This window comes from Selenomonadales bacterium 4137-cl (genome assembly GCA_032334055.1).
In the GTDB taxonomy this organism is placed as follows: domain Bacteria; phylum Bacillota; class Negativicutes; order Sporomusales; family UBA7701; genus Anaeroselena; species Anaeroselena agilis.
Genome location: JAUOZS010000001.1, coordinates 1,999,952 through 2,020,137, shown reverse-complemented (window position 1 = coordinate 2,020,137; position 20,186 = coordinate 1,999,952). Strand labels below are relative to the sequence as shown.

Here is a 20,186-nt window from a genome sequence, read left to right as displayed (position 1 = left end):
CCTCCGCACAATTCAGAGAACGATGGAGTTCATATGACTGACATTCGCGGGCGCTTCGCCCCGTCCCCCTCCGGCCAAATGCACCTCGGCAACGCCTGGACGGCCCTCCTCGCCTGGCTGCAGATCCGCAGCCTCGGCGGCGCTGTCGTCCTCCGGGTCGAAGACCTCGACCCAGACCGCAGCCGCCCCGAATACACCGCCCAGATAATCAGCGACCTCGCCTGGCTCGGCCTCGACTGGGACGAAGGCCCCGACATCGGCGGCCCCTACGGCCCCTACCGCCAGGACGAGCGCCGCCATCTCTACGCCGCCGCCCTGGACACCCTCGCCGCCCGCGGTCTCGTCTACCCCTGCTACTGCACCAGGGCCGAAATCCGTGCCGCCGCTTCCGCTCCCCACGCCGGCGACGCAGACGCGGAAAGCGCCTACCCCGGCACCTGCCGGAAAAGAGTAGGGGAGGGAGGGTTCTCCGGCGACCGCCGCCCGGCCCTGCGGCTCATCGTCCCCGCCGAAACCGTCGCCTTCACCGACGGCCTCCACGGTCCCGTCGCCCAGAACCTCACCGCCGCCTGCGGCGACTTCATCGTCCGCCGCGCCGACGGCGTCCACGCCTATCAGCTCGCCGTCGTCGTCGACGACGCCGCGATGCGCATCACCCACGTCCTGCGCGGCGACGACCTTCTCGCCTCCACCCCGCGCCAGCTCTACCTCTACAGTCTGCTCGGCCTCACGCCGCCCGCCTTCGCCCACGTCCCGCTGCTCGTCAGCCCCGACGGCCACCGCCTCTCCAAGCGCCAGCAGGACCTCGCCCTCGCCGCCCTGAAGGAGCGCGGCGTCGCCGCCCCGGAAATAATCGGCCGCCTCGCCCACCTGGCCGGCCTCATCCCGGCCCCCGAACCCGTACGGCCCCGCGACCTCGTCGCCGCCTTCTCCCTCGCCAAACTGCCGCGGGAACCGGTCGTCATCGAAAACAACCTTTTTACATAGAAAAGCCCCGCTGTCCGCAAAGGACAGCGGAGCCCGCTGAAAAACCTATCTGTAGCGACGCGCCCCCCAATACTCCTCGCCATACTTCCCGACGGTGAAATCGTCCTCGCGGATCGCCGACCGGCTGTTCGGGGCGTGGATCATCGTCGAATCGCCCGCGAACACCCCCACATGGTGGATATCGCCCTGACCGCCGGGGCCGGCGAAAAACAGCAGATCGCCAGGCAGCAGGTCGCCGTCGGCCACCGCCGTCCCGCCCGCCGCCTGCTCGTCGGCGTCGCGGGGGATTGCCACCCCCTGGGACTGGTATAGCCGCAGCGCGAACCCCGAACAGTCGAACCCCCACGCCGACGTGCCGCCCCAGACATAGTGCAGCCCGGCGAACCGCCTCGCCTCCGCCAGCAGCCGTTCCCCGTCAAACGGGGCGGGGGAGAGGGGAGAGGCGGCATACTGCGATATATAGCCCACCGCCCCGTCCGGCCGTCTCACCTGCAGCATCGCGCCCACAGCGGCCAGCAGCGGCAGGCGCGTCTGCCAGCTCAGTTCGGCCACCGGCTCGCGGCCGGCCGCGTCAGCGTATAAAAGCGTCCTCGTCGCCGTTACCGCCGCCGCCGGCAAAGCGGCCCGCTCCGCCAGAAAAACATCGTTATCGCTCACCTGGGCGGCCGGCAGCCAGCCAGGGTAGCCGCGCCCATCCCTGCCGGACGCCTGCTCCGCCGCCGCCACACGCAGCCACTCGCCCTCGCGGCCCAGCACCGCCACCCGTTCCCCGTACAAAAGCTGCGACTCCACCTGGCCCACCAGCCACAGCCGCATATCCTCGTCCATGCCGTCCGCCCACGCCGCCGGATCGGTCGCCGCCCCCAGGATAAGCCGGTCGTGGTCCCGTTTCGGCCCTGGCGCGGTCCACAGCATGGCGGCAGAAACATTAACGGCTGTCGAACAATCAGTCATAAAGCAGTCCTCCGGAAATCACGCTGATATATTACTATGCAGCCAATCGTAAACCGTGCGCGACAACTGCGCGATAACCCCCCGGCCGCGCTCCTCGTCCGGCAGGCCGTCGCTCATCACCGCCAGCACATAATCGTGCCCCTCCCCGTAAACGATCCCCGCATCGTGCTCGGCGCCGTCCAGCTCCCCGGATTTGCACGCCACCTTTGCGGCGGCGGGGAGGAGGAGGGGCAGCTTGCAGCGGTCCTCCTGGCGGAGCAGGATGGCCACCATCGCCTCGTCGGCCGCGGGGCTAACGCACTCGCGCCGGTACAACCTCGCCAGCACCGCCGCCACATCGGCCGGCGTCGTATAATTCTCCCGCCCGGCCGCCGCGGCCGCGAAATCCATCATCTTGCGGCGCAGCACCGTGTCGCGGCACCCCAGCGCCACCGCCAGCGCGTTCACGCTCTCCATCCCCAGGCGGTCGATCACCATATTAGTCGCCGTATTGTCGCTCTCCACGATCATAGCCTCCAGCAGCTCGCGCCACGTCCGCACCGTCCCCGGCGCGGCGAACTCCAACTGTCCCGCGCCGCCCACGATCGCCTCCGCCGGGATCGCCACCGCCTCCTCCGGGTCCAGTTCGCCCCGGCCGATGCGGCGGAACGCCTCCGCGAGGATAAAAATCTTTATCAGGCTTGCCGACCGCAGCCGTTTAGGATTTAGCAGCCAGCGCCGGCCGGCCGGCAGCTCGACCGCCGCCGCCGAAAAAACGCCCGGCTCGCCGGCCACCGTCGCCGCCATCGCCGCCGTCAGATCGCTTTCAGCCTTCTTTGACAAAGTATCACCTCATTCATCCATACCGCAGTTTTCGCCGCCGCCGGGCAAAACCCTTGCCCACGGGTATGGTTTAGCGCCCGGAAGCGCAAATTATCCCTGACGGACACCGAAAGGAGACCGCCTTGGCCAAGAAGACAACCGCCCTCATCCTCGCCATCGTGCTTGCAGCCACCTTCATCCTGTCCGGCTGCTCCTGGTTCGGCGCCAAAAAAGACGCCAAATACCTACGCTACGCCGTCGCCGCCGAGCCGGAAACCCTCGACCCCCGCAAAGCCACGAGTATCCCCGCCGGCATCATCCAGGCCCAACTGTTCGAAGGCCTCACCGCCCTCGACGCCGCCAGCAGCCCCGTGCCGGCCGCCGCCGAGCGCTGGGAGATCTCCCCCGACGGCCTCACCTACACCTTCCACCTCCGCAAAGGGGCGAAATGGTCGAACGGCGAGCCGGTCACCGCCGCCGACTTCGAATACGCCTGGAAATCCGCCCTCAGTCCCGAGCTCGCCTCCAGCTACGCCTACCAGTTATTCTGCCTCAAAAACGGCCGCGCCTATAACGAAAAGAAAGCCGCCGCCGCCGCCGTAGGCGTCAAAGCGCTGGGCGACGACACCCTCGAAGTCGCCCTCGAACGGCCGACCCCCTATTTCCTGTCCCTCGTCGCCTTCCGCACCTTCTACCCCGTCAGTCGCAACGCCGCCGCCAACCAGCGCTGGGCCGCCGACGCCAAAACCTTCGTCGGCAACGGGCCCTTCCGCCTGACGAACTGGGTCCACGACAACAAAATGGAACTGGTCAGGAACGAACACTACTGGGACGCCGGCAAGGTCCGCATGGACAAGGTCGACATCGTCCTCGTCGACTCGGCCGCCACCCGGCTCGTCATGTTCGAAAACAAGCAGCTCGACATGGCCGACAGCCCGCCCGTAAGCGAAATACCGCGCCTCCAGAAGGAAGGCAAGCTCAAGATATTCCCCTTCCTCGGCGTCAGCTACTTCCCCTTCAACGTCAAAAAAGCCCCCTTCAACGATGCCAGGGTCCGCAAAGCCTTCACCCTCGCCCTCGACCGGCGCAGCCTCGTTGACCGGGTCGCCCGCGGCGGTCAGACTCCCGCCCTCGCCTTTGTGCCTCCGGGCATCGCCGACGCCGGCGGCAAAGACTTCCGCGCCAAAGGCGGCCAATACTTCGCCGACAACGACACCGCCGCCGCCAAAAAACTGCTTGCCGAGGCCGGCTATCCCGAAGGCAAGGGCCTGCCGCCCATCACCCTCCTGTACAACACCAGCGAAAGCAACAAACTAATCGCCGAAGCCGTGCAGGAAATGTGGAAACGCACCCTCGGCGTCACCGTCCAGCTCAGCAACCAGGAGCTCAAGGTATTCTACGACAACCTCGACAAACACAACTTCCAGGTGGCCATCGACAGCTGGATCGGCGACTACATCGACCCCATGACCTTCCTGGAGCTCTTCGAAACAGCCAATGGCAACAACAGCCCCGGCTATGCCAACCCAGCCTACGACAGCCACCTCACCGCCGCCCGGCAGACCTCCGATGTCACGACCCGCTCCGAGGCCTTCCACGCCGCCGAGAAAATTCTCCTGGCCGACGCCGTCGTCCTCCCCGTCTACTTCAGCACCAGCCCGGTCATGGTCCGCCCGAACGTCAGGAACCAGATCAGGACCGTCCTCGGCATCGTCTATCTCAAACAAGCCTACCTGGAATAATGTCGCCGCCCTGTCCGCGATTGACCTTTGGGGCCTGCTGGCAATATAATGAAAATGGGATAAATCTGAATCAGGAGGACCGCATGACCGACATCGACAAGACCCTCGCCCTCAAAACCTGGGCGGTGGTAGGCGCCAACAACAACAAAGACAAATTCGGCTACAAGATATTCAAATTCATGGACGACACCGGTCACTTCGAAGTCTATCCCGTCAACCCCGGCCTCGAAGAAGTCATGGGCCGGAAATGCTACCCCGGCCTCAAGGACCTGCCGGAGAAACCCGACGTCGTCGACGTTGTCGTGCCACCCAAGGTCGGCGAGCAGATCATGCGCGACTGCGCCGACGCCGGCATCAAGTACGTCTGGCTCCAGCCGGGAGCCGACGCGCCGGCGGTCGCCAAACTCGGCGAAGACCTCGGCCTTACCGTCATCAAAGCCTGCGTTATGGCCGAGTGCCGCAAGCGCGGCATTACGGGCTGACCGGGCGAATGTCAAAAACAAAGGAGAGATGAAAATGGCCAATGCCCCGGATGTCAACGAAGCGAACTTCCAAGAAGAAGTGCTCGACGCGGCCGTCCCCGTGCTCGCCGATTTCTGGGCCCCGTGGTGCGGCTACTGCCAGCGTCTTTCCCCCATCCTCGACGAGCTTGCCGGCGAAACCGGCGGCAAATACAAAATCGTCAAGATCAACGTCGACCAGAACCGTTCCCTCGCCCAGAAATACGGTGTCATGAGCCTGCCCACCATGATCCTGTTCAAGGACGGCGAGCAGGCGGAAAAAATCGTCGGTTTCCAGCCGAAGGGCAGCCTGGCCGACCGCATCAAAGCCCACCTGTAGGCGCTCGGCGATAAAGGCCGCCTCGCGGCGTTATCCCGGAACGCCTTTCTAGACAGTATTGAACTGTTCTCTACCCACCGCGAACTTCCAAGGTTCGCGGTTTTTTCTTTTTCATAATCCCCCCGTCCCGCGAATAGGAGATACCATCGAGCAAAAGAAAGGCGGGGGAGAGGCATGCAGCGCAGAATCGTCCTGGTCGGGGCTCCCAACGTGGGCAAAAGCGTCATCTTCAACAACCTCACCGGCAAATACGTCAATGTCTCCAACTACCCCGGCACCACCGTCGAAGTCGCCCGCGGCTACGCCCGCCTCGGCGGCGTACCGTGCGAAATCGTCGACACCCCCGGCATCTACTCGCTCGCCCCCATTACCGACGAAGAGCGCGTCACCCGCGAATTTCTCCTCGCCGGCGCGCCCGACCTCGTCGTCCATGTCGCCGACGCCAAAAACCTCGCCCGCTCTCTGCCCTTCACCCTTGCCCTCCTTGACGCCGGCCTGCCCGTCATCCTCGTCCTCAACCTCATCGACGAAGCCGCCGCCGCCGGCCTTGCCTTCGACACCGCCCGCCTCGCCGGCCTCCTCGGCATCCCCGTCGTGGCCGCGGCCGCCGTCAGAAAAATCGGCCTTGACCGCCTCCGCGACGCCATCGTCTCCTACCGGCGGCAACCGCAGCCGCCCCTCCTCCTTGGCCCGGACCTCGAAGCAGCCCTAGCCGCCGTGACAACACCGCTCGGCGACCGCCGCCCCGCCGTCCGCATCCTTGCCCTTCTCCTGCTCGCCGGCGACCCGGTCACCCACTCGCAGCTGAAAAACGATACCGCCTACCCGGCCGCCGTCGCCGCCGCCCAGGACGCCGCCCGGAAAAGCGTCCAGCCCTTTGCCCAACTGATCGCCGCCGAACGCCAGGCCCAGGCCGACCGGCTCGCCGCCGCCGTCGTCACCCGCGGCCCGGCCGGCCGCCGCCGGACGGCCGATTTCCTCGACCTTCTTACCCGCCAGCCCCTGACCGGCATCCCCATCCTCGCCCTAGTCCTCTACTGGGGGCTCTATAAATTCGTCGGCGGCTTCGGCGCCGGCTTCCTCGTCGACTACATCGACGACAACGTCTTCGCCCGCGTCATCACCCCCGCCGTCCACCACGCCTGCCACACCTGGATACCCTGGGAATGGCTGCAGTCCCTCCTGGCCGGCGAATACGGCCTTTTCACCCTCGGCCTCCGCTACGCCGTCGCCATTATCCTCCCCATCGTCGGCACCTTCTTCGTCGCCTTCGCCCTCCTCGAAGACTGCGGCTACCTGCCCCGCCTCGCCATGCTCGTCGACGGCCTCTTCAAACGCTTTGGCCTCAACGGCCGGGCCGTCATTCCCGTCACCCTCGGACTCGGCTGCGGCACCATGGCCGTCTTCGTCGTCCGTACCCTCGAAACCAAGCGCGAGCGCCTCCTCGCCACCTTCCTGCTCGCCCTGACCATCCCCTGCTCCGCCCAACTCGGCGTCGTCCTCGCCATCCTCGCCGGCGATGGCCGCGCCGTCGCCCTGTGGGCCGCCATCATCCTCGCCGTCTTCATCCTCTCCGGCCTGCTCGCCGCCCGCCTCCTGCCCGGCGAACGCAGCCCCTTCTACATCGAGCTCCCGCCCCTCCGGATACCCGACCCCGCCAACGTCCTCCACAAAGCCTCCACCCGCATGATCTGGTACTTCGTGGAAATAATTCCCGTCTTCTTCCTCGCCAGCTTTCTCCTCTGGCTCGGTGACCGCAGCGGCCTGCTGGCATATATTATAAAAGCGGTGGAGCCCCTTATGGCCGGCCTCGGCCTTCCGGCCGCCACCGCCCCGATATTCCTGCTGGGCTTTTTCCGGCGCGACTACGGAGCCGCCGGCCTGTACGACATGGCTGCCGCCGGCCTCCTCGGTCCCCGCCAGCTTCTCGTCGCCGCCGTCGCTCTCACCCTCTTCGTCCCCTGCGTCGCCCAGCTCATGGTTATCGTTAAGGAGCGCGGCCCCTTAGCCGCCGCCATAATGACCGCCATCATCGCCGTCGTCGCGTTGGCCGCGGGCTGGCTCGCCAGCCTCTTGGCCCCGCTCGTCATCTAGCGGAGGCTGCCCGGAAAATCCATCCGCGGGGGGATTTTTCGGGCAGCCTCGGGAAGAGGGGAAACAATGGGGAAACAAATGCCGCTCACCCGCCTGCGCGCCGGGCAAAAGGCAACCGTCGCCTCCCTGCCCGCCGGCCGCCGGGACCTGGCCAGGCTGCTCGCCTTCGGCATCCTGCCGGGAACGGACATCCAAATCCTCCAGATCTTCCCTGTTTACGTGCTTGCCGTCGGCAACACCCGTCTGGCCATCGACCGAAAAATCGCCGCCGGTATTCTCGTCGGCGTCCCTAATACTCCTGTGTGACAGCTTTTACCCTTGCGCAGCCCGCTGCCGCCGGGTATAATGAAAGCATCACAACGGGCTGGAAAGGAGCAGACATGATCTAACAATTCTTTTTAGCAATTTCAGTGGGCACCGGAACCCTGCTTCAGGCAGGAGTGTTAACTTGTGCTCGGCTGCGATTCTAAAGAGGATTGGCGATAGACCATGTTTTTTCACGCCCGTTTGTCTATTGCCCGTCCTCTCCCAAAAAGGAGGGGTCTTTTTTGTTGCTGGAACTGAAAAACATCGTCACATACGCCCAAGACCGCCGTCTCCTCGAAATAGACAGTCTAAAAATACACCAGGGCGAAAAGATCGGGCTTGTCGGCCGCAACGGCGCGGGCAAATCGACCCTGCTCGCCATCCTGGCCGACGAAAGCCAGCCTGACGAAGGGTACGTTCACCGCAACTGCCCTGTCGCCTATATTCCCCAGCTGGATCACACCGTGCCGGGAGGCGGGCAACCGGACCCGGCCGTAGCCGGCGAATTGTCCGTCAGCCGGCAGTATGCGCCCTTCATGAGCGGCGGCGAACTGGCCCGCTACAAAATCGCCGTCGCTCTCGGCGAAGATCGGCCGCTGCTGCTGGCCGACGAACCGGCGGCCAACCTCGACCTAGACGGCCGGGAGATCCTGCAGGCGAAACTCCGGGCTTTCCCAGGCGCGCTCGTCCTCGTCTCTCACGACCGCCGGCTCCTCGACACCGTCTGCACCACCATCTGGGAACTGGAAAACGGCCGCCTCACTGTCTACCCCGGCAACTACGCCGCCTGCCTTGCCCAAAAGGAAAACGTCCGTAAACGACAGCGGCGGGACTATGAGCAGTACGTCCAAAAAAAGAAATGCCTGCAAAGCGCGATTGCCGACCGTGCAGCCCGTTCGGTCTCTACGAGAAAAACCCCCTCCAGAATGGGGAACTCCGAAGCCAGGCTGCACAAAATGGGCAACCAGAAAGCCAAGGCGACCCTCGATAAAGCCGTAAAAGCTCTGGAGACTCGGCTCGAAAAACTGACGGTACCGGAAAAGCCCTGGGAAAGCACGCCAGCCTCATTCGCTTTCGAAAATACCGGCGGCCTTTACAGCAAAATCGTTGTTCGTGGCGACGGGATCACCAAACGCTTCGGCGGCCGGGTTATATTCGAAGACGCCGCGTTCAGCCTCGCTAACGGCCAGAAGGCAGCGCTGTGTGGCGGCAACGGCTGCGGTAAAAGCACCCTGCTCAACATGATTTTCAGGGGCGAGTCGTCCGTATGGGTGTCGCCCAACGCACGACTCGGCTACTTTGCCCAGGAAATGGACGATCTCGAGCTCGAAGCCACCATCCTCGCCAATGTCATGGCCGGAAGCGTCCATAACGAGGGCGACGTCCGCAGCCTGCTGGCGCGCCTGCTCTTCCGCCGTGAGGACGTTTTCAAACCCGTCCGCGTCCTCAGCGGCGGCGAACGGGCGAGGGTAAGCCTCGCCAGGATCATCGCCGGCGGCGCCAACCTCCTGTTGCTCGACGAGCCGACCAATTATCTCGATCTATCCTCCATGGAGGCGCTCGAAGAAGTCCTCGCCGAATACCGGGGCACGATGCTGTTCGTCTCCCACGACCGGCAGCTTATCGACAGAATAGCAACCAGTCTCATTATCATCGACTCCGGAAAGCTGCGCCTTTTCCCCGGCAACTACCGCCAATACCTCGAACACGAGGATGAACGAAACCGGGCTGCGGCCACCGAAAGCCGAATGGTCCTCGAATACCGACTGTCGGCTATCCTCGCCAGACTATCGGTGACCGGGGACAAGGAAGAAGCCGCCAGGCTGGAAAAGGAATACCGCGAACTGCTGCCGATGATGAAGGCATAAAAAACGCAAAAAAAAAAAAAACAGGGTTAATCACCCTGTTTTTTCGTTCGCCTTATCAGCTGCCGCAGTTGCAGCATCCGCCGCCGCAGCCCTCGCTCGTCGCCTTGTTCAGGTCGGCGATCAGCGCCTCAACGTCGATGCCGTGCGCGGTCGCGCCCTGTTCGATATTCTCGAAGCGGGCGGCGGCGCAGCCCAGGCAACCCATACCGTAGCTGCGGAAAACCTCCACGGTTTTCGGGTATTTCTGAACCACATCTACGATGCTCATGCTCTTGTCAATGACCATCGATGTTCCTCCTTTCGGGACAAGTTTGTCAACGCAAGGACATTATACCACAAAAGGAAGAAAGTTTCATAGCGGGAAAATGAAGAGAGCCCGTAATGATCTACGCTACAGCCGATGCTGATCACTACATACCTATACGCAACCTTTCGGCTACGCACAAGCATTACACAACCAACACCGACCTTTGCTCGACTGCCAGGGATACCTACGAAACCTGCCGCAATCTCCCGACAACGGCAGACCCCTGCAAGATTCCCGGAAGATCTACGGAACCCCTGGCAGTCTTAGCTCGACCGCTGCACATCCCTTTTGACCACACGGCAACAGTTGGGCTACCGTACAGCCTTACAAGACACACAGCGATCTGCCCGCCGACTGATGCCAAGCCCGACAGACCTGACACCAATCTTTGGCCGACCGATACCGAACCCGGCGCAGGATCCGATACCGATCTTGGCTCGACCATTACGAACCCTCGCTGTTATTATGGCTCAGTCCGACACAATTATACGTCAAAAAGCTAGTAATTTTTTTGCCCAGGAGTTAAAATTACACTATCGGAAAATCGGACCCTCCAGGGACGAATCCGGCCGAGCGAAAAAGGTGACTTTGAACAATGGGCAAAATAGCGTTCACCCTGGGACCGCTGCAATTCTACTGGTATGGGCTGATAATCGCCGTCGCCGTTACGGCCGCCTTCCTCGTTTTCCTTTGGCAGGCCGCTCGCCAGTCCCGGCCGGTCGAGCCCGTCGTCGACCTCCTCTTCTGGAGCGTGCCCGCAGGCGTCATCGGCGCCCGCGTCTACTACGTCGCCGCCAACTGGAGCCTCTACCGCGACCGGCCGCTCGACAGCCTCTGTCTTTGGCAGGGCGGGCTGGCCATCCACGGCGCCCTGCTGGCCTTCATCCTCGTCCTCTACATCTACGCCCGGCGGCGGCGCATCCCCTTCTGGGAGTGGGCCGACCTCGCCGCCCCCGCCCTCGCCTGCGGCCAAGCCGTCGGCCAATGGGCCAACTTCTTCAACCAGGAAGCCTTCGGTCCCCCCACCGACCTCGCCTGGGGCGTCTACATCGACTACGCCCTCCGACCGGCCGGCTACGAACAATTCGACTTCTTCCACCCCGTATTCATGTACGAATCAGGCTGGAACCTATTCCTCCTGCTCGCGCTCCTCGCCGCCGGCCGGGTCCTGCGTCGCTTCCGGCCGGGCGCCATCTTCCTCACATACATCATCCTCTACTCGGCCGGGCACTACTACTTCGCCGGCCTGCGCCTCGACGGCGAAACCATTCTCGGCATCGGCCTCGCCCAAATCTTCAGCGTCCTGGCCGCCGTCGCCGCCCTCGGCCTGCTCCTAGGCGGCCGCCGTCCCCGGGCGGAGGAACAATAAGGAGGTACCCGTCTTGCCCCTCGAACGCGTCAAACAATTCCTCAGCCAGTTCCCCGACCTCGAAATCATCCTCTTCGACAGCAGCACCCACACCTCCGAGCTCGCCGCCCAGGCCCTCGGCGTAACCCCCGCCCAGATCGCCAAAACGCTCTGCTTCCTCGCCGATGGCCGGCCGGTGCTGCTCACCACCTGCGGCGACAAGAAAACCGACGTCAAAGCCCTCGGCCGTGAACTAGGCGCCAGGAAAGTCAAATTCGCCGACGCCGAAACCGTCCTGAACGAAACCGGCTTCCCGCCGGGCGGCGTATCCCCCGTCGGCATCCTCCCCGGCGTGCCCCTCTACCTCGACCGCAGCCTGTGGGACTTCGACATCGTCTACGCCGCCGCCGGGACGGCCAATTCCGCCCTGCCCGTCAGCCCGGACCGATTAAAGGAAATAACGGGGGCTTCCGTAATAGACGTCTGTAAATAACATTGGTTTATACGAATTCGTTAAAAAGCTCCAGATACAAGGCGCACCGAGGACGTGCAGCGACGCGTACTCGGGCGTACGCTAGCAAGCGCCCGCAGGAGCAACGCCGTAGATGGATTTTTTAACGAATTCCCTTGTTTTCGAGATGAAACTTGGGGGGAGGGGAGAGGCATGTACACCGGCTACTTCAAAAAAAGCATAATTCCCGCGTGCCTGGCCGCCCTGTTGCTCCTCGTTCTCCTCGCCTCCGCCGTCACCGGCTCCAGGGCCGTCGCCGGCCGCCGTTACCTGCCGGCCGACCTCACCGACGTCCCCATCCTCAACTACCATAAAGTCGACAACTTCGAACACAGCCTCTCGCTCACGCCCGCCGAATTCGAACACCAGATCAGCTACCTGGCCGAAAACGGCTACCACTCCATCACCCCCGACCAACTCATGGCCTACCTCAAATACGGCCGCGCCCTGCCCGGCAAACCTGTCCTTATCACCTTCGACGACGGCTACGGCGACAACTATGTCAACGCCTACCCCATCCTCAGGAAATACGGCTTTACCGCCACCATCTTCATCGTCACCGGCCTCGTCGGCCACGACAACCGTTACCTTACCTGGGACCAGGTGCGCGAAATGCACAAAAACGGCTTCGTCTTCGGCTCCCACACCGTCAACCACAAGCCCCTCACCAAACTTCGCGCCGACGAACTTAACGCCGAACTTACCGAATCGGCCGCCGAAATCGAGCGCCAGCTCGGCGTCAGGCCACGCTACATCGCCTATCCCACCGGCGCTTACAGCCTCAAGGTCGAAGAAGCCGTCCGCAAGGCCGGCTACCGGGCCGCCTTCACCATCCGTTACGGCCAGGTCGGCCTGGACAGCGACCCCTACGCTTTGGAACGCATCCCCCTCTACCACAGCGGCAAATCCTTCCGCAGCTTCTACTACCGGATCACCGCCGCGCCCCTGCTGGAGCGTCTCGGCACACGATACTGAAACCGCTGCCACTCGGCAGCGGTTTTTTAAATTGCCCCGGCTATTATTCAACCGGGGGAAACCGCCCTCAAAGCCATTACTTATCAGGTTTTGGGGCCTGCTTTAAGAAAAATTTAAAAATTATTTTTGCCCATATGTCAGCTGTCAGCTCGCATATATAGGGGTCGTGTGTTGCGCCGCCACAACATCTTGTGTCTGGCGCTTATTTGTTAAAGTAAAACGCCCCAAACAAATAATAAAAGCAAAAAAATCCTTCAAAAATATAAAGGATTTTTTCAGTTTGTCGAGAAAAAAACAATAAAAGTGGTGGATTGTGGTGTAAAGTGGTTGAAAAATCCACCGAGGTGGTGATGAGGCCATGTTCATGGGGGAATACCTCCATACCATCGACAACAAAGGGCGCCTCATTTTCCCGGCCAAGTTCCGCGAGGACCTTGGCGAAAAGTTCATTGCCACCAAAGGCCTTGACAACTGCCTGTTCGTATACAGCCCCGAAGAGTGGGCCATCCTAGAGAACAAGCTCAAGCAACTGCCGCTCGCCAAACCCGAGGCCCGCGCCTTCGTCCGCTTCTTCTTCGCCGGAGCCGCCGAGCTCGAAGCCGACAAGCAGGGCAGGGTGCTCTTGCCCGCCAACCTCAGGGAGCACGCCAAACTCGACAAAGACGTCGTCGTCATCGGCGTGTCGACCCGCATCGAAATCTGGGGCAAAGAGGCTTGGGACGAATACAACGCCAAAATCGGCCCCGAAGTCGCCACCATCGCCGAAAACCTGGTGGACCTCGGCATCTAGCCGGAGGCATACATGGACTTTCAACACACAAGCGTACTTCTCGCAGAAACGGTCGCCGCACTGGTCACCGACCCGGCCGGCATCTACGTGGACTGCACCCTGGGGGGCGGCGGGCATGCCGCGGCCGTCACCGGGCGCCTCAGTCCCGAGGCCTGGTTCATCGGCATCGACCAAGACCCGGCGGCTCTCCAGGCCGCCCAGGCCCGGCTGCGGAATGCTTCCTGCCGGGTTACCGCCGTCCACGGCAATTTTTCCGGCCTTGGCGCCATCCTCGACGACCTCGGCGTACCGGCCGCCACCGGCATCCTCTTCGACCTCGGCGTCTCCTCCCATCAGCTCGACGTCGCCGAACGCGGCTTTTCCTACATGCACGACGGCCCGCTCGACATGCGCATGAACCCCAGCGACGCCCTCACCGCCAGTGAAATCGTCAACACCTGGGACGAAGACCGTCTCGCCAAAATAATCTTCGACTACGGCGAAGAACGCTGGGCGAAAAAAATTGCCCGCACCATCGTCGCCGAACGGGTCCGCCGCCCACTCGCCACCACCGGCGAGCTCGTGGAAACAATCAAGAAGGCCATCCCCGCGGCCGCCCGCCGCGAAGGCCCCCATCCCGCCAAACGGACCTTCCAGGCCATCCGCATCGCCGTCAACGACGAACTCGGCATCCTTCGCGCCGCCCTCGAAACAGCCGCTCTCAGGCTCGTCTCCGGTGGCCGGTTATGCGTAATCACCTTTCACTCCCTCGAAGACCGCATCGCCAAACAGACTATCCAGGACCTGGCGAAAGGCTGTCTCTGTCCCAAGGACTTCCCCGTCTGCGTCTGCGGCAACACCCCCAAAGTCAAGGCCCTCGGCAAGCCGGTCCCCCCATCGCCGGCCGAGCTGGAGGCCAATCCCCGCTCCCGCAGCGCCAAACTCAGGGTGGCGGAAAAGGTATAATCAGGGAAGATAATGTTCTAATCTCCAGGGAGGGCAAATACTATGTTAGTGAATCGCAAGCAAGAGTGGGTGCAGCCGCCGGAACCCGAACGGGCCCCGCTCGCCGTAGCCATAGCGCAACCGCGGCCTTATCCGAGCCTCAGGAAACAATTTTTGCAGCTCGTACTGCTGGCCGCCGCCCTCGCCATGCTCATCACCATGCACAGCGCCGTGATGGTGCGGACCGGCTACGACCTTGTCGAAATGAAAGCCCAGGCCGCCACAATGGAGCGGGAGAACGAACTTCTTCGCCTGGAGATCGCCAAACTTAAATCGCCGCAGCGCATCCAGCAGATCGCCACCAAACAACTCGGCATGGTTACCCCGCAAAACACTTACTACGCGACCGCCGCCCCGTCCTCCGCCGTCAAAGTGGCCGGCGAAAAGAGCGGCAAAGTGGTCGGCATGCTCGGACTAAACAAAGCGGAGGCGAGCAAAAGGCGCTAAACTCACCGATGGGGGGAGGAAGCGCGTGGTATCTGCGTCGCACGTCACCATCCGCAAACGGGCGGCGGTGCTCTTTCTGTTCGTCGTCCTAATCATGGCCGGTCTCGCCGGCCGCCTCGTCTATCTACAATCCTACCGGAGCCCCTGGCTTGCGGAAAGCGCCACCGACCAACGGGTAAGGGAAATACCCGTCGAAGCGAGGCGCGGCGTCATCTACGACCGCCACGGCCGCGAACTGGCTGTCAGCGTCAGCAGCGAGTCGGTATACGCCATCCCCGCCGAAATACGTAATCCTGAGGAAACAGCAGCCAGATTGGCTGCTATTTTGACATTGAACCAGGAAAACCTGGCCGCAAAACTCAAAAAGCGCCAATCCTTCATGTGGGTCAAACGCAAGGTCGAGCCCGACACCGCCCTCGCGGTCCGCAGGCTTGGCCTGCCCGGCATTGGTCTCACCCAGGAAAACCGCCGCCACTACCCGCAGGGCAGCCTCGCTTCCCACGTCCTCGGCTTCACCGGGATTGACAGCCAGGGACTCGACGGCGTGGAACTTACCTTCGACGGCTACCTGCGCGGCCGCCCCGGCGCCGTGGTCATCGAATACGACGCCCGGGGCCGGGAGATACCCCAGGCCACCCACCGTTACGTCCCGCCCGTTCCCGGCCAGAACATCTATCTCACCATCGACACCGTCATCCAGCAGATCGTCGAACGCGAACTCGAAAAAGTCCTGCGTGAAACCCAGGCCCAGCGGGTCAGCATAATCGCCGTCGACCCCGCCAGCGGCGAAATCCTCGCCCTCGCCAACAAACCCGACTACGACCCCAACGCCTTCGCCTCCTTCAGCCCCAAGCTGTGGCGCAACAACATCGTCTCCAACGCCTACGAACCGGGCTCGACCTTCAAAATAATCACCACCGCCGCCGCCCTGGGCGAAAAAGTCGTCCACCCCGAGGACCGCTTCTTCGACCCCGGCGCCGTCGAGGTCCAGGGCCGGCACATCCACTGCTGGCGCCACGGCGGCCACGGCAGCCAGAGCTTTGTCGAAGTCGTCAAAAACTCCTGCAACGTCGGCTTCGTCAACGTCGGCCTGCGGCTCGGCGCCGACGCCTTCTACCGCCACATCGCCGCCTTCGGCTTCAACAAACCCACCGGCGTCGACCTTCCCGGCGAAGCCCGCGGCCTCATGGTCGACCACGCCAAAGTCAAGCCCATCAACATCGCCACCATGGCCATCGGTCAGAGCATCGCCGTCACCCCTATCCAGCTCATCACCGCCGCCGCCGCCATCGCCAACGACGGCCAGCTCCTCAGACCCCAGATCGTCAGGGAAGTGCACGACAAAGACGGCCGCGTCACCCGCGCCTTCGCCCCAGACCCGGTCGCCAGAGTGCTCGACCCCAATACCGCTCAAACCGTAAAAGGAATTTTGGAAAAAGTTGTTGAAGAAGGAACAGGCAGAAACGCTTACATAGAAGGCTTCCGCATCGCCGGTAAAACCGGCACCGCCCAGAAAGTGGGGGAGAGGGGCTACGCCCAGGGGCGCTACGTCGCCTCCTTTGTCGGCTTCGCCCCCGCCGACAGTCCCAGGATAGCCCTCCTCGTCATTATCGACGAACCTGTAGGGCCATACTACGGCGGCCTCATCGCCGCCCCCGTCTTCGGCGCCGTAATGCGCGACATCCTCCAATACCTCCAGATCGCGCCCAAGATCGCCCCGACCGGTAAGCACGACCAGGAAACCCACCTCACCGTCCCCGCCGTCATCAACCTCCCCGTCGCCGACGCCGTCAGCCAGCTCCGGCAGGCCGGCTTCGCCGCCAGGGTCGAGGAAGAAGGGGAGCGGGTCGCCGACCAGGTTCCCAAACCCTCAAGCCGCGTCCCCGCCGGCGCCAGCATCCTCCTCTACACCCGGACCCCCCGGTATGGCGACGGTGAAATCACCATTCCCGACCTTACCGGCCTCACCCTCCGCGAAGCGACCGCCCTCCTCGCCGAACTCGGCCTCCTCATCGGGCCGGAAGGCGGCGGCGGCGTCGCCGACCGTCAGGACCCGCCGCCCGGCGGCAAAGCTCCCTCAGGCAGTAAGGTGACGGTGCATTTCCAGGAGAAGCCGGCTAATATTGGTAATTCAGGTAATACTACTATAAAAGCCCCATAACAGGGCAAGCGGTTGATAGGCCCCATCTGCGGCGTTGCTCCTCAGAGCGCTTGCTTGCGTACGCAACCGAGTACGCGGCGCGGCACGCTCTTCCGGTGCGCCTTGCATCTGGGACCTCTGAACCGCTTGCGGCAGAAGAGACCTATAGTTACCGTAGGAGGCTACCATGAAAACCATCCAGCAGCTCGCCGCACAACTCAAAGACGTACACATCACTGGCGATGCCGGCCGGGAGATCACCTCCCTCGCCTACGACTCCAGGGCCGTCAAGCCCGGCGCCCTCTTCGTCGCCCTCGCCGGCTCCAAAGCCGACGGCCACGACTTCGTCGCCGCCGCCTGCCGCCAGGGCGCGGCCGCCGTCCTCATCGACAAAGACGTCCCCGTGGACCCGGGCGTCGTCGTCCTCAAGGTCCCCGACAGCCGCGCCGCCATGCTGTCTATCGCCCCGTACTTCTACGACTATCCCAGCCGCAAATTGCGGCTTATCGGCGTCACCGGCACCAACGGCAAAACCACCACCACCCACCTCATCCGCGCCATTTTGCGCGCCGCCGGGTACCGCGTCGGCCTCATCGGCACCATCCACACCGTCATCGGCGAAAAAACCCTCCCCGTCAAAAACACCACCCCCGACGTCATCGACCTCCAGGCTCTGTTCGCCGACATGGTCGTCGCCGGCGTCACCCACGTCATCATGGAAGTCTCCTCCCACGCCATCGCCCTCGGCCGCATCAGCGGCAGCGAATTCGACACCGGCGTCTACACCAACATCACCCGCGACCACCTCGACTTCCACCATACCTTCGAAAACTACATCGCCGCCAAAGCCGAGCTCTTCAGCCTCGTCTCGGCCCCTGGCGCGACGAAAGGCAATAAAGCCGCCGTCGTCAACACCGACGACCCGGCCGCCGCCGTCATGCTCGCCGCCTGCCGCTGCCGGCAGCTCACCTACGGCGTCGAAAACCCCGCCGACCTTACCGCCGCCGCCATCAGCGTCAGGGCCCGCGGCGCCTCCTTCACCGTAAAGGGGCCGTTCGGCGACCTGCCCCTCGCCCTCAAAATCACCGGCGTCTTCAACGTCTACAACGTCCTCGCCGCCGTCGGCGCCGCCCTTGTGGAAGGGGTCAGTCCGGCTGTCGTCAAACAGGCCCTCGAAGAGTTCGCCAGCGTCCCTGGCCGCTTCGAGCTCGTCGACGCCGGCCAGCCCTACACCGTCATCGTCGACTACGCCCACACCCCCGACGGTCTCGAAAACATCCTTCGCACCGCCCGCCAGTTCGCCACCCGGCGCATCATCGTCGTCTTCGGCTGCGGCGGCGACCGCGACCGCACCAAACGCCCCATCATGGGACGGCTGGCCATGGACTACGGCGACATCGTCATCGCCACCTCCGACAACCCCCGCAGCGAAGACCCGGCCGCCATCCTCGCCGAAGTCGAGGTCGGCCTCAAGGAAAAACAGACTGCCGCCAAAGGCTACGAAATAATCGTCGACCGCCGCACAGCCATTGCCCGCGCCCTCCGCATCGCCGAGCCCGACGACGTCGTCGTCATCGCCGGCAAAGGCCACGAAACCTACCAGGTCCTCAAAGACAAAACCATCGATTTCGACGACCGGGCCGTGGCCCGCGAAATCATCAAGGAGCTGAACTGATGGCCGAGTTCACCGTCAGCCAAATCCTCGAAGCCACCGGCGGCACGCTGGTCGGCGCGGTCCATCGCCAGACCTTCGGCGGCGTATCCACCGACACCCGCACCATCAAGCGCGGCGATCTCTTCATCGCCCTCAAGGGCGACAACTTCGACGGCCACGACTTTATCCTCAGGGCCGTCGAAAACGGCGCCGCCGGCGTCATCGTCTCCGGCCGCGAGACCTATGTCCCCGAAAAAACCACTGCCATCCTCGTGCCCGACACCCTCGCCGCCCTTCAGGATCTCGCCCGCTACCACCGCCGCCGCTTCGACATCCCCGTCGTCGGCATCACCGGCTCCAACGGCAAGACCACCACCAAGGACATGACCGCCGCCGTGCTGTCCGGCCGCCTGCGCGTCCTCAAAACCCAGGCCAATTACAACAACGACATCGGCCTGCCGCAGACCCTTCTCGGCCTTGACGCCGGCCACCAGGCCGCCGTCGTCGAAATGGGCATGCGGGCCCGCGGCGAAATAAGCCGCCTGGCCGCCGTCGCCGCTCCCACCGTCGCCGTCATCACCAATGTCGGCGAAACCCACGTCGAAGTGCTCGGCAGCGTCGAAAACATCGCCGCCGCCAAAGGCGAACTCGTCGAAGCCCTCGCCGCCGACGGCGTCGCCATCCTCAACGCCGACCTCCCCCTCGTCAGAGCCATGCAGGCCAAGACCGCCGCCCGCGTCGTCCTCTACGGCCTCGGCCCCGAAGCGGGCGTGCGGGCCGAAAACATCGTCGCCGGCGAACGCGCCACCGCCTTCGACTGCGTCCACCCCGGCGGCCACTTCTCCGTCACCGTGCCGGCCGTCGGCAAACACAACATCTACAACGCCCTCGCCGCCATCGCCGTCGGCCTCGAACTCGGTCTCAGCCCCGACGAAATCAACGCCGGCCTCGCCACCTTCCAGGCCAGCGCCATGCGCCTTGCCATCGAAACCCTCGGCCCCTACACCGTCATCAACGACGCCTACAACGCCAGCCCCCTCTCCATGCAGGCCGCCGTCGAGACCCTCGGCACGGTCGCCAGGGGCCGCAAAGTCGCCGTCCTCGGCGACATGCTCGAGCTCGGCGAACTCGCCGCCGCCGCCCACAGCCAGGTCGGCGAGCAGCTCGCCGACAACGGCGTCGAAGTCGTCGTCACCGTCGGCGAGCAGGCCCGCCACATCGCCGCCGCCGCCCTCGCGGGCGGCGTCAAGGTCGCCGTCGCCTGCGAAGGCCATGGCGAAGCCGCCGAAGCCCTCCGCAAACTCCTCCGCCCGGGGGATACGGTGCTGGTCAAAGGGTCGCGAGGCATGAAGATGGAAAAAATGTTATCGGTCTTCAAATAACAGGGGATGCTGCCTAGAAAGTCCATCTCCGGCGTTGCTCCTCGGATGCCATCCTC

General features: G+C 63.6%; 19 protein-coding genes. 16 read left to right on the top strand and 3 right to left on the bottom strand.

The genetic code is table 11. The annotated features are described in order from the left end of the window. Window positions 1-33 precede the first annotated feature (33 nt). Window positions 34-987 (top strand): tRNA glutamyl-Q(34) synthetase GluQRS, encoded by a 954-nt coding sequence (gene gluQRS, locus Q4T40_10675; protein ID MDT8901708.1) that lies wholly within the window; start codon window positions 34-36, stop codon window positions 985-987. 45 nt (window positions 988-1,032) lie between these two features. On the opposite strand, the gene Q4T40_10670 is transcribed toward gluQRS, so the two are convergent. Next, the gene (locus tag Q4T40_10670; GenBank protein ID MDT8901707.1) at window positions 1,033-1,941 is read right to left on the bottom strand and encodes a C40 family peptidase; all 909 of its coding nucleotides are present in this window, start codon (window positions 1,939-1,941) and stop codon (window positions 1,033-1,035) included. A gap of 18 nt (window positions 1,942-1,959) precedes the next feature. Continuing rightward, complete coding sequence (locus Q4T40_10665) at window positions 1,960-2,763, bottom strand: serine hydrolase (protein MDT8901706.1); 804 nt, start codon at window positions 2,761-2,763, stop codon at window positions 1,960-1,962. A 122-nt stretch (window positions 2,764-2,885) separates the two neighbouring features. On the opposite strand from Q4T40_10665, the gene Q4T40_10660 reads away from it, so the two are divergent. From Q4T40_10660 to abc-f, 6 genes are all read left to right on the top strand, one after another. Then, window positions 2,886-4,484 carry a peptide ABC transporter substrate-binding protein gene (locus tag Q4T40_10660; GenBank protein ID MDT8901705.1) on the top strand — a complete coding sequence of 533 codons (1,599 nt, stop codon included), beginning with the start codon at window positions 2,886-2,888 and terminating at the stop codon, window positions 4,482-4,484. A gap of 83 nt (window positions 4,485-4,567) precedes the next feature. Further along, window positions 4,568-4,966, top strand: coding sequence for a CoA-binding protein (locus Q4T40_10655; protein ID MDT8901704.1), 399 nt, complete (start codon window positions 4,568-4,570; stop codon window positions 4,964-4,966). A 34-nt stretch (window positions 4,967-5,000) separates the two neighbouring features. Beyond that, a complete protein-coding gene (gene trxA, locus Q4T40_10650; protein MDT8901703.1) occupies window positions 5,001-5,324 on the top strand; it encodes a thioredoxin in 324 nt (107 codons plus the stop codon). Between the two features lie 174 nt (window positions 5,325-5,498). After that, complete coding sequence (feoB, locus tag Q4T40_10645) at window positions 5,499-7,418, top strand: ferrous iron transport protein B (GenBank protein MDT8901702.1); 1,920 nt, start codon at window positions 5,499-5,501, stop codon at window positions 7,416-7,418. A gap of 66 nt (window positions 7,419-7,484) precedes the next feature. After that, complete coding sequence (locus Q4T40_10640; protein ID MDT8901701.1) at window positions 7,485-7,724, top strand: FeoA family protein; 240 nt, start codon at window positions 7,485-7,487, stop codon at window positions 7,722-7,724. 242 nt (window positions 7,725-7,966) lie between these two features. Further along, window positions 7,967-9,592, top strand: coding sequence for an ABC-F type ribosomal protection protein (abc-f, locus tag Q4T40_10635; GenBank protein MDT8901700.1), 1,626 nt, complete (start codon window positions 7,967-7,969; stop codon window positions 9,590-9,592). 55 nt (window positions 9,593-9,647) lie between these two features. Here the strand turns inward: abc-f and Q4T40_10630 are convergent, their stop codons facing one another. After that, window positions 9,648-9,878, bottom strand: coding sequence for a DUF1858 domain-containing protein (locus Q4T40_10630; protein ID MDT8901699.1), 231 nt, complete (start codon window positions 9,876-9,878; stop codon window positions 9,648-9,650). A gap of 616 nt (window positions 9,879-10,494) precedes the next feature. Here Q4T40_10630 and lgt point away from each other — a divergent pair. The 9 genes from lgt to murF all read left to right on the top strand — a co-directional run bounded on the left by lgt (window position 10,495) and on the right by murF (window position 20,130). Next, complete coding sequence (lgt, locus tag Q4T40_10625) at window positions 10,495-11,268, top strand: prolipoprotein diacylglyceryl transferase (GenBank protein ID MDT8901698.1); 774 nt, start codon at window positions 10,495-10,497, stop codon at window positions 11,266-11,268. A gap of 13 nt (window positions 11,269-11,281) precedes the next feature. Further along, window positions 11,282-11,740 carry a YbaK/EbsC family protein gene (locus tag Q4T40_10620; protein MDT8901697.1) on the top strand — a complete coding sequence of 153 codons (459 nt, stop codon included), beginning with the start codon at window positions 11,282-11,284 and terminating at the stop codon, window positions 11,738-11,740. A gap of 171 nt (window positions 11,741-11,911) precedes the next feature. Beyond that, window positions 11,912-12,733 (top strand): polysaccharide deacetylase family protein, encoded by an 822-nt coding sequence (locus Q4T40_10615; GenBank protein MDT8901696.1) that lies wholly within the window; start codon window positions 11,912-11,914, stop codon window positions 12,731-12,733. Window positions 12,734-13,091: 358 nt separating this feature from the next. After that, the gene (gene mraZ / locus Q4T40_10610; GenBank protein MDT8901695.1) at window positions 13,092-13,523 is read left to right on the top strand and encodes a division/cell wall cluster transcriptional repressor MraZ; all 432 of its coding nucleotides are present in this window, start codon (window positions 13,092-13,094) and stop codon (window positions 13,521-13,523) included. 12 nt (window positions 13,524-13,535) lie between these two features. Continuing rightward, window positions 13,536-14,468, top strand: coding sequence for a 16S rRNA (cytosine(1402)-N(4))-methyltransferase RsmH (gene rsmH, locus Q4T40_10605; GenBank protein ID MDT8901694.1), 933 nt, complete (start codon window positions 13,536-13,538; stop codon window positions 14,466-14,468). A gap of 42 nt (window positions 14,469-14,510) precedes the next feature. Continuing rightward, on the top strand, window positions 14,511-14,954 hold the full coding sequence (locus Q4T40_10600; GenBank protein ID MDT8901693.1) for a cell division protein FtsL: 444 nt from the start codon (window positions 14,511-14,513) through the stop codon (window positions 14,952-14,954). 25 nt (window positions 14,955-14,979) lie between these two features. After that, window positions 14,980-17,115, top strand: a complete 2,136-nt coding sequence (locus Q4T40_10595; GenBank protein MDT8901692.1) for a stage V sporulation protein D — start codon at window positions 14,980-14,982, stop codon at window positions 17,113-17,115. A 166-nt stretch (window positions 17,116-17,281) separates the two neighbouring features. Further along, on the top strand, window positions 17,282-18,769 hold the full coding sequence (locus tag Q4T40_10590; protein ID MDT8901691.1) for a UDP-N-acetylmuramoyl-L-alanyl-D-glutamate--2,6-diaminopimelate ligase: 1,488 nt from the start codon (window positions 17,282-17,284) through the stop codon (window positions 18,767-18,769). Beyond that, a complete protein-coding gene (murF, locus tag Q4T40_10585; protein ID MDT8901690.1) occupies window positions 18,769-20,130 on the top strand; it encodes a UDP-N-acetylmuramoyl-tripeptide--D-alanyl-D-alanine ligase in 1,362 nt (453 codons plus the stop codon). The genes Q4T40_10590 and murF overlap by 1 nt, the downstream gene beginning before the upstream one ends. Window positions 20,131-20,186 lie beyond the last annotated feature (56 nt).

Coding starts and splice junctions, on each gene's coding strand:
- rsmH (MDT8901694.1), top strand. CDS start 13,536: ATGGACTTTCAACACACAAGCGTACTTCTCGCAGAAACGGTCGCCGCA.
- trxA (MDT8901703.1), top strand. CDS start 5,001: ATGGCCAATGCCCCGGATGTCAACGAAGCGAACTTCCAAGAAGAAGTG.
- murF (MDT8901690.1), top strand. CDS start 18,769: ATGGCCGAGTTCACCGTCAGCCAAATCCTCGAAGCCACCGGCGGCACG.
- Q4T40_10630 (MDT8901699.1), bottom strand. CDS start 9,878: ATGGTCATTGACAAGAGCATGAGCATCGTAGATGTGGTTCAGAAATAC.
- Q4T40_10615 (MDT8901696.1), top strand. CDS start 11,912: ATGTACACCGGCTACTTCAAAAAAAGCATAATTCCCGCGTGCCTGGCC.
- gluQRS (MDT8901708.1), top strand. CDS start 34: ATGACTGACATTCGCGGGCGCTTCGCCCCGTCCCCCTCCGGCCAAATG.
- Q4T40_10670 (MDT8901707.1), bottom strand. CDS start 1,941: ATGACTGATTGTTCGACAGCCGTTAATGTTTCTGCCGCCATGCTGTGG.
- feoB (MDT8901702.1), top strand. CDS start 5,499: ATGCAGCGCAGAATCGTCCTGGTCGGGGCTCCCAACGTGGGCAAAAGC.
- lgt (MDT8901698.1), top strand. CDS start 10,495: ATGGGCAAAATAGCGTTCACCCTGGGACCGCTGCAATTCTACTGGTAT.
- Q4T40_10600 (MDT8901693.1), top strand. CDS start 14,511: ATGTTAGTGAATCGCAAGCAAGAGTGGGTGCAGCCGCCGGAACCCGAA.
- Q4T40_10640 (MDT8901701.1), top strand. CDS start 7,485: ATGGGGAAACAAATGCCGCTCACCCGCCTGCGCGCCGGGCAAAAGGCA.
- mraZ (MDT8901695.1), top strand. CDS start 13,092: ATGTTCATGGGGGAATACCTCCATACCATCGACAACAAAGGGCGCCTC.
- Q4T40_10590 (MDT8901691.1), top strand. CDS start 17,282: ATGAAAACCATCCAGCAGCTCGCCGCACAACTCAAAGACGTACACATC.
- Q4T40_10655 (MDT8901704.1), top strand. CDS start 4,568: ATGACCGACATCGACAAGACCCTCGCCCTCAAAACCTGGGCGGTGGTA.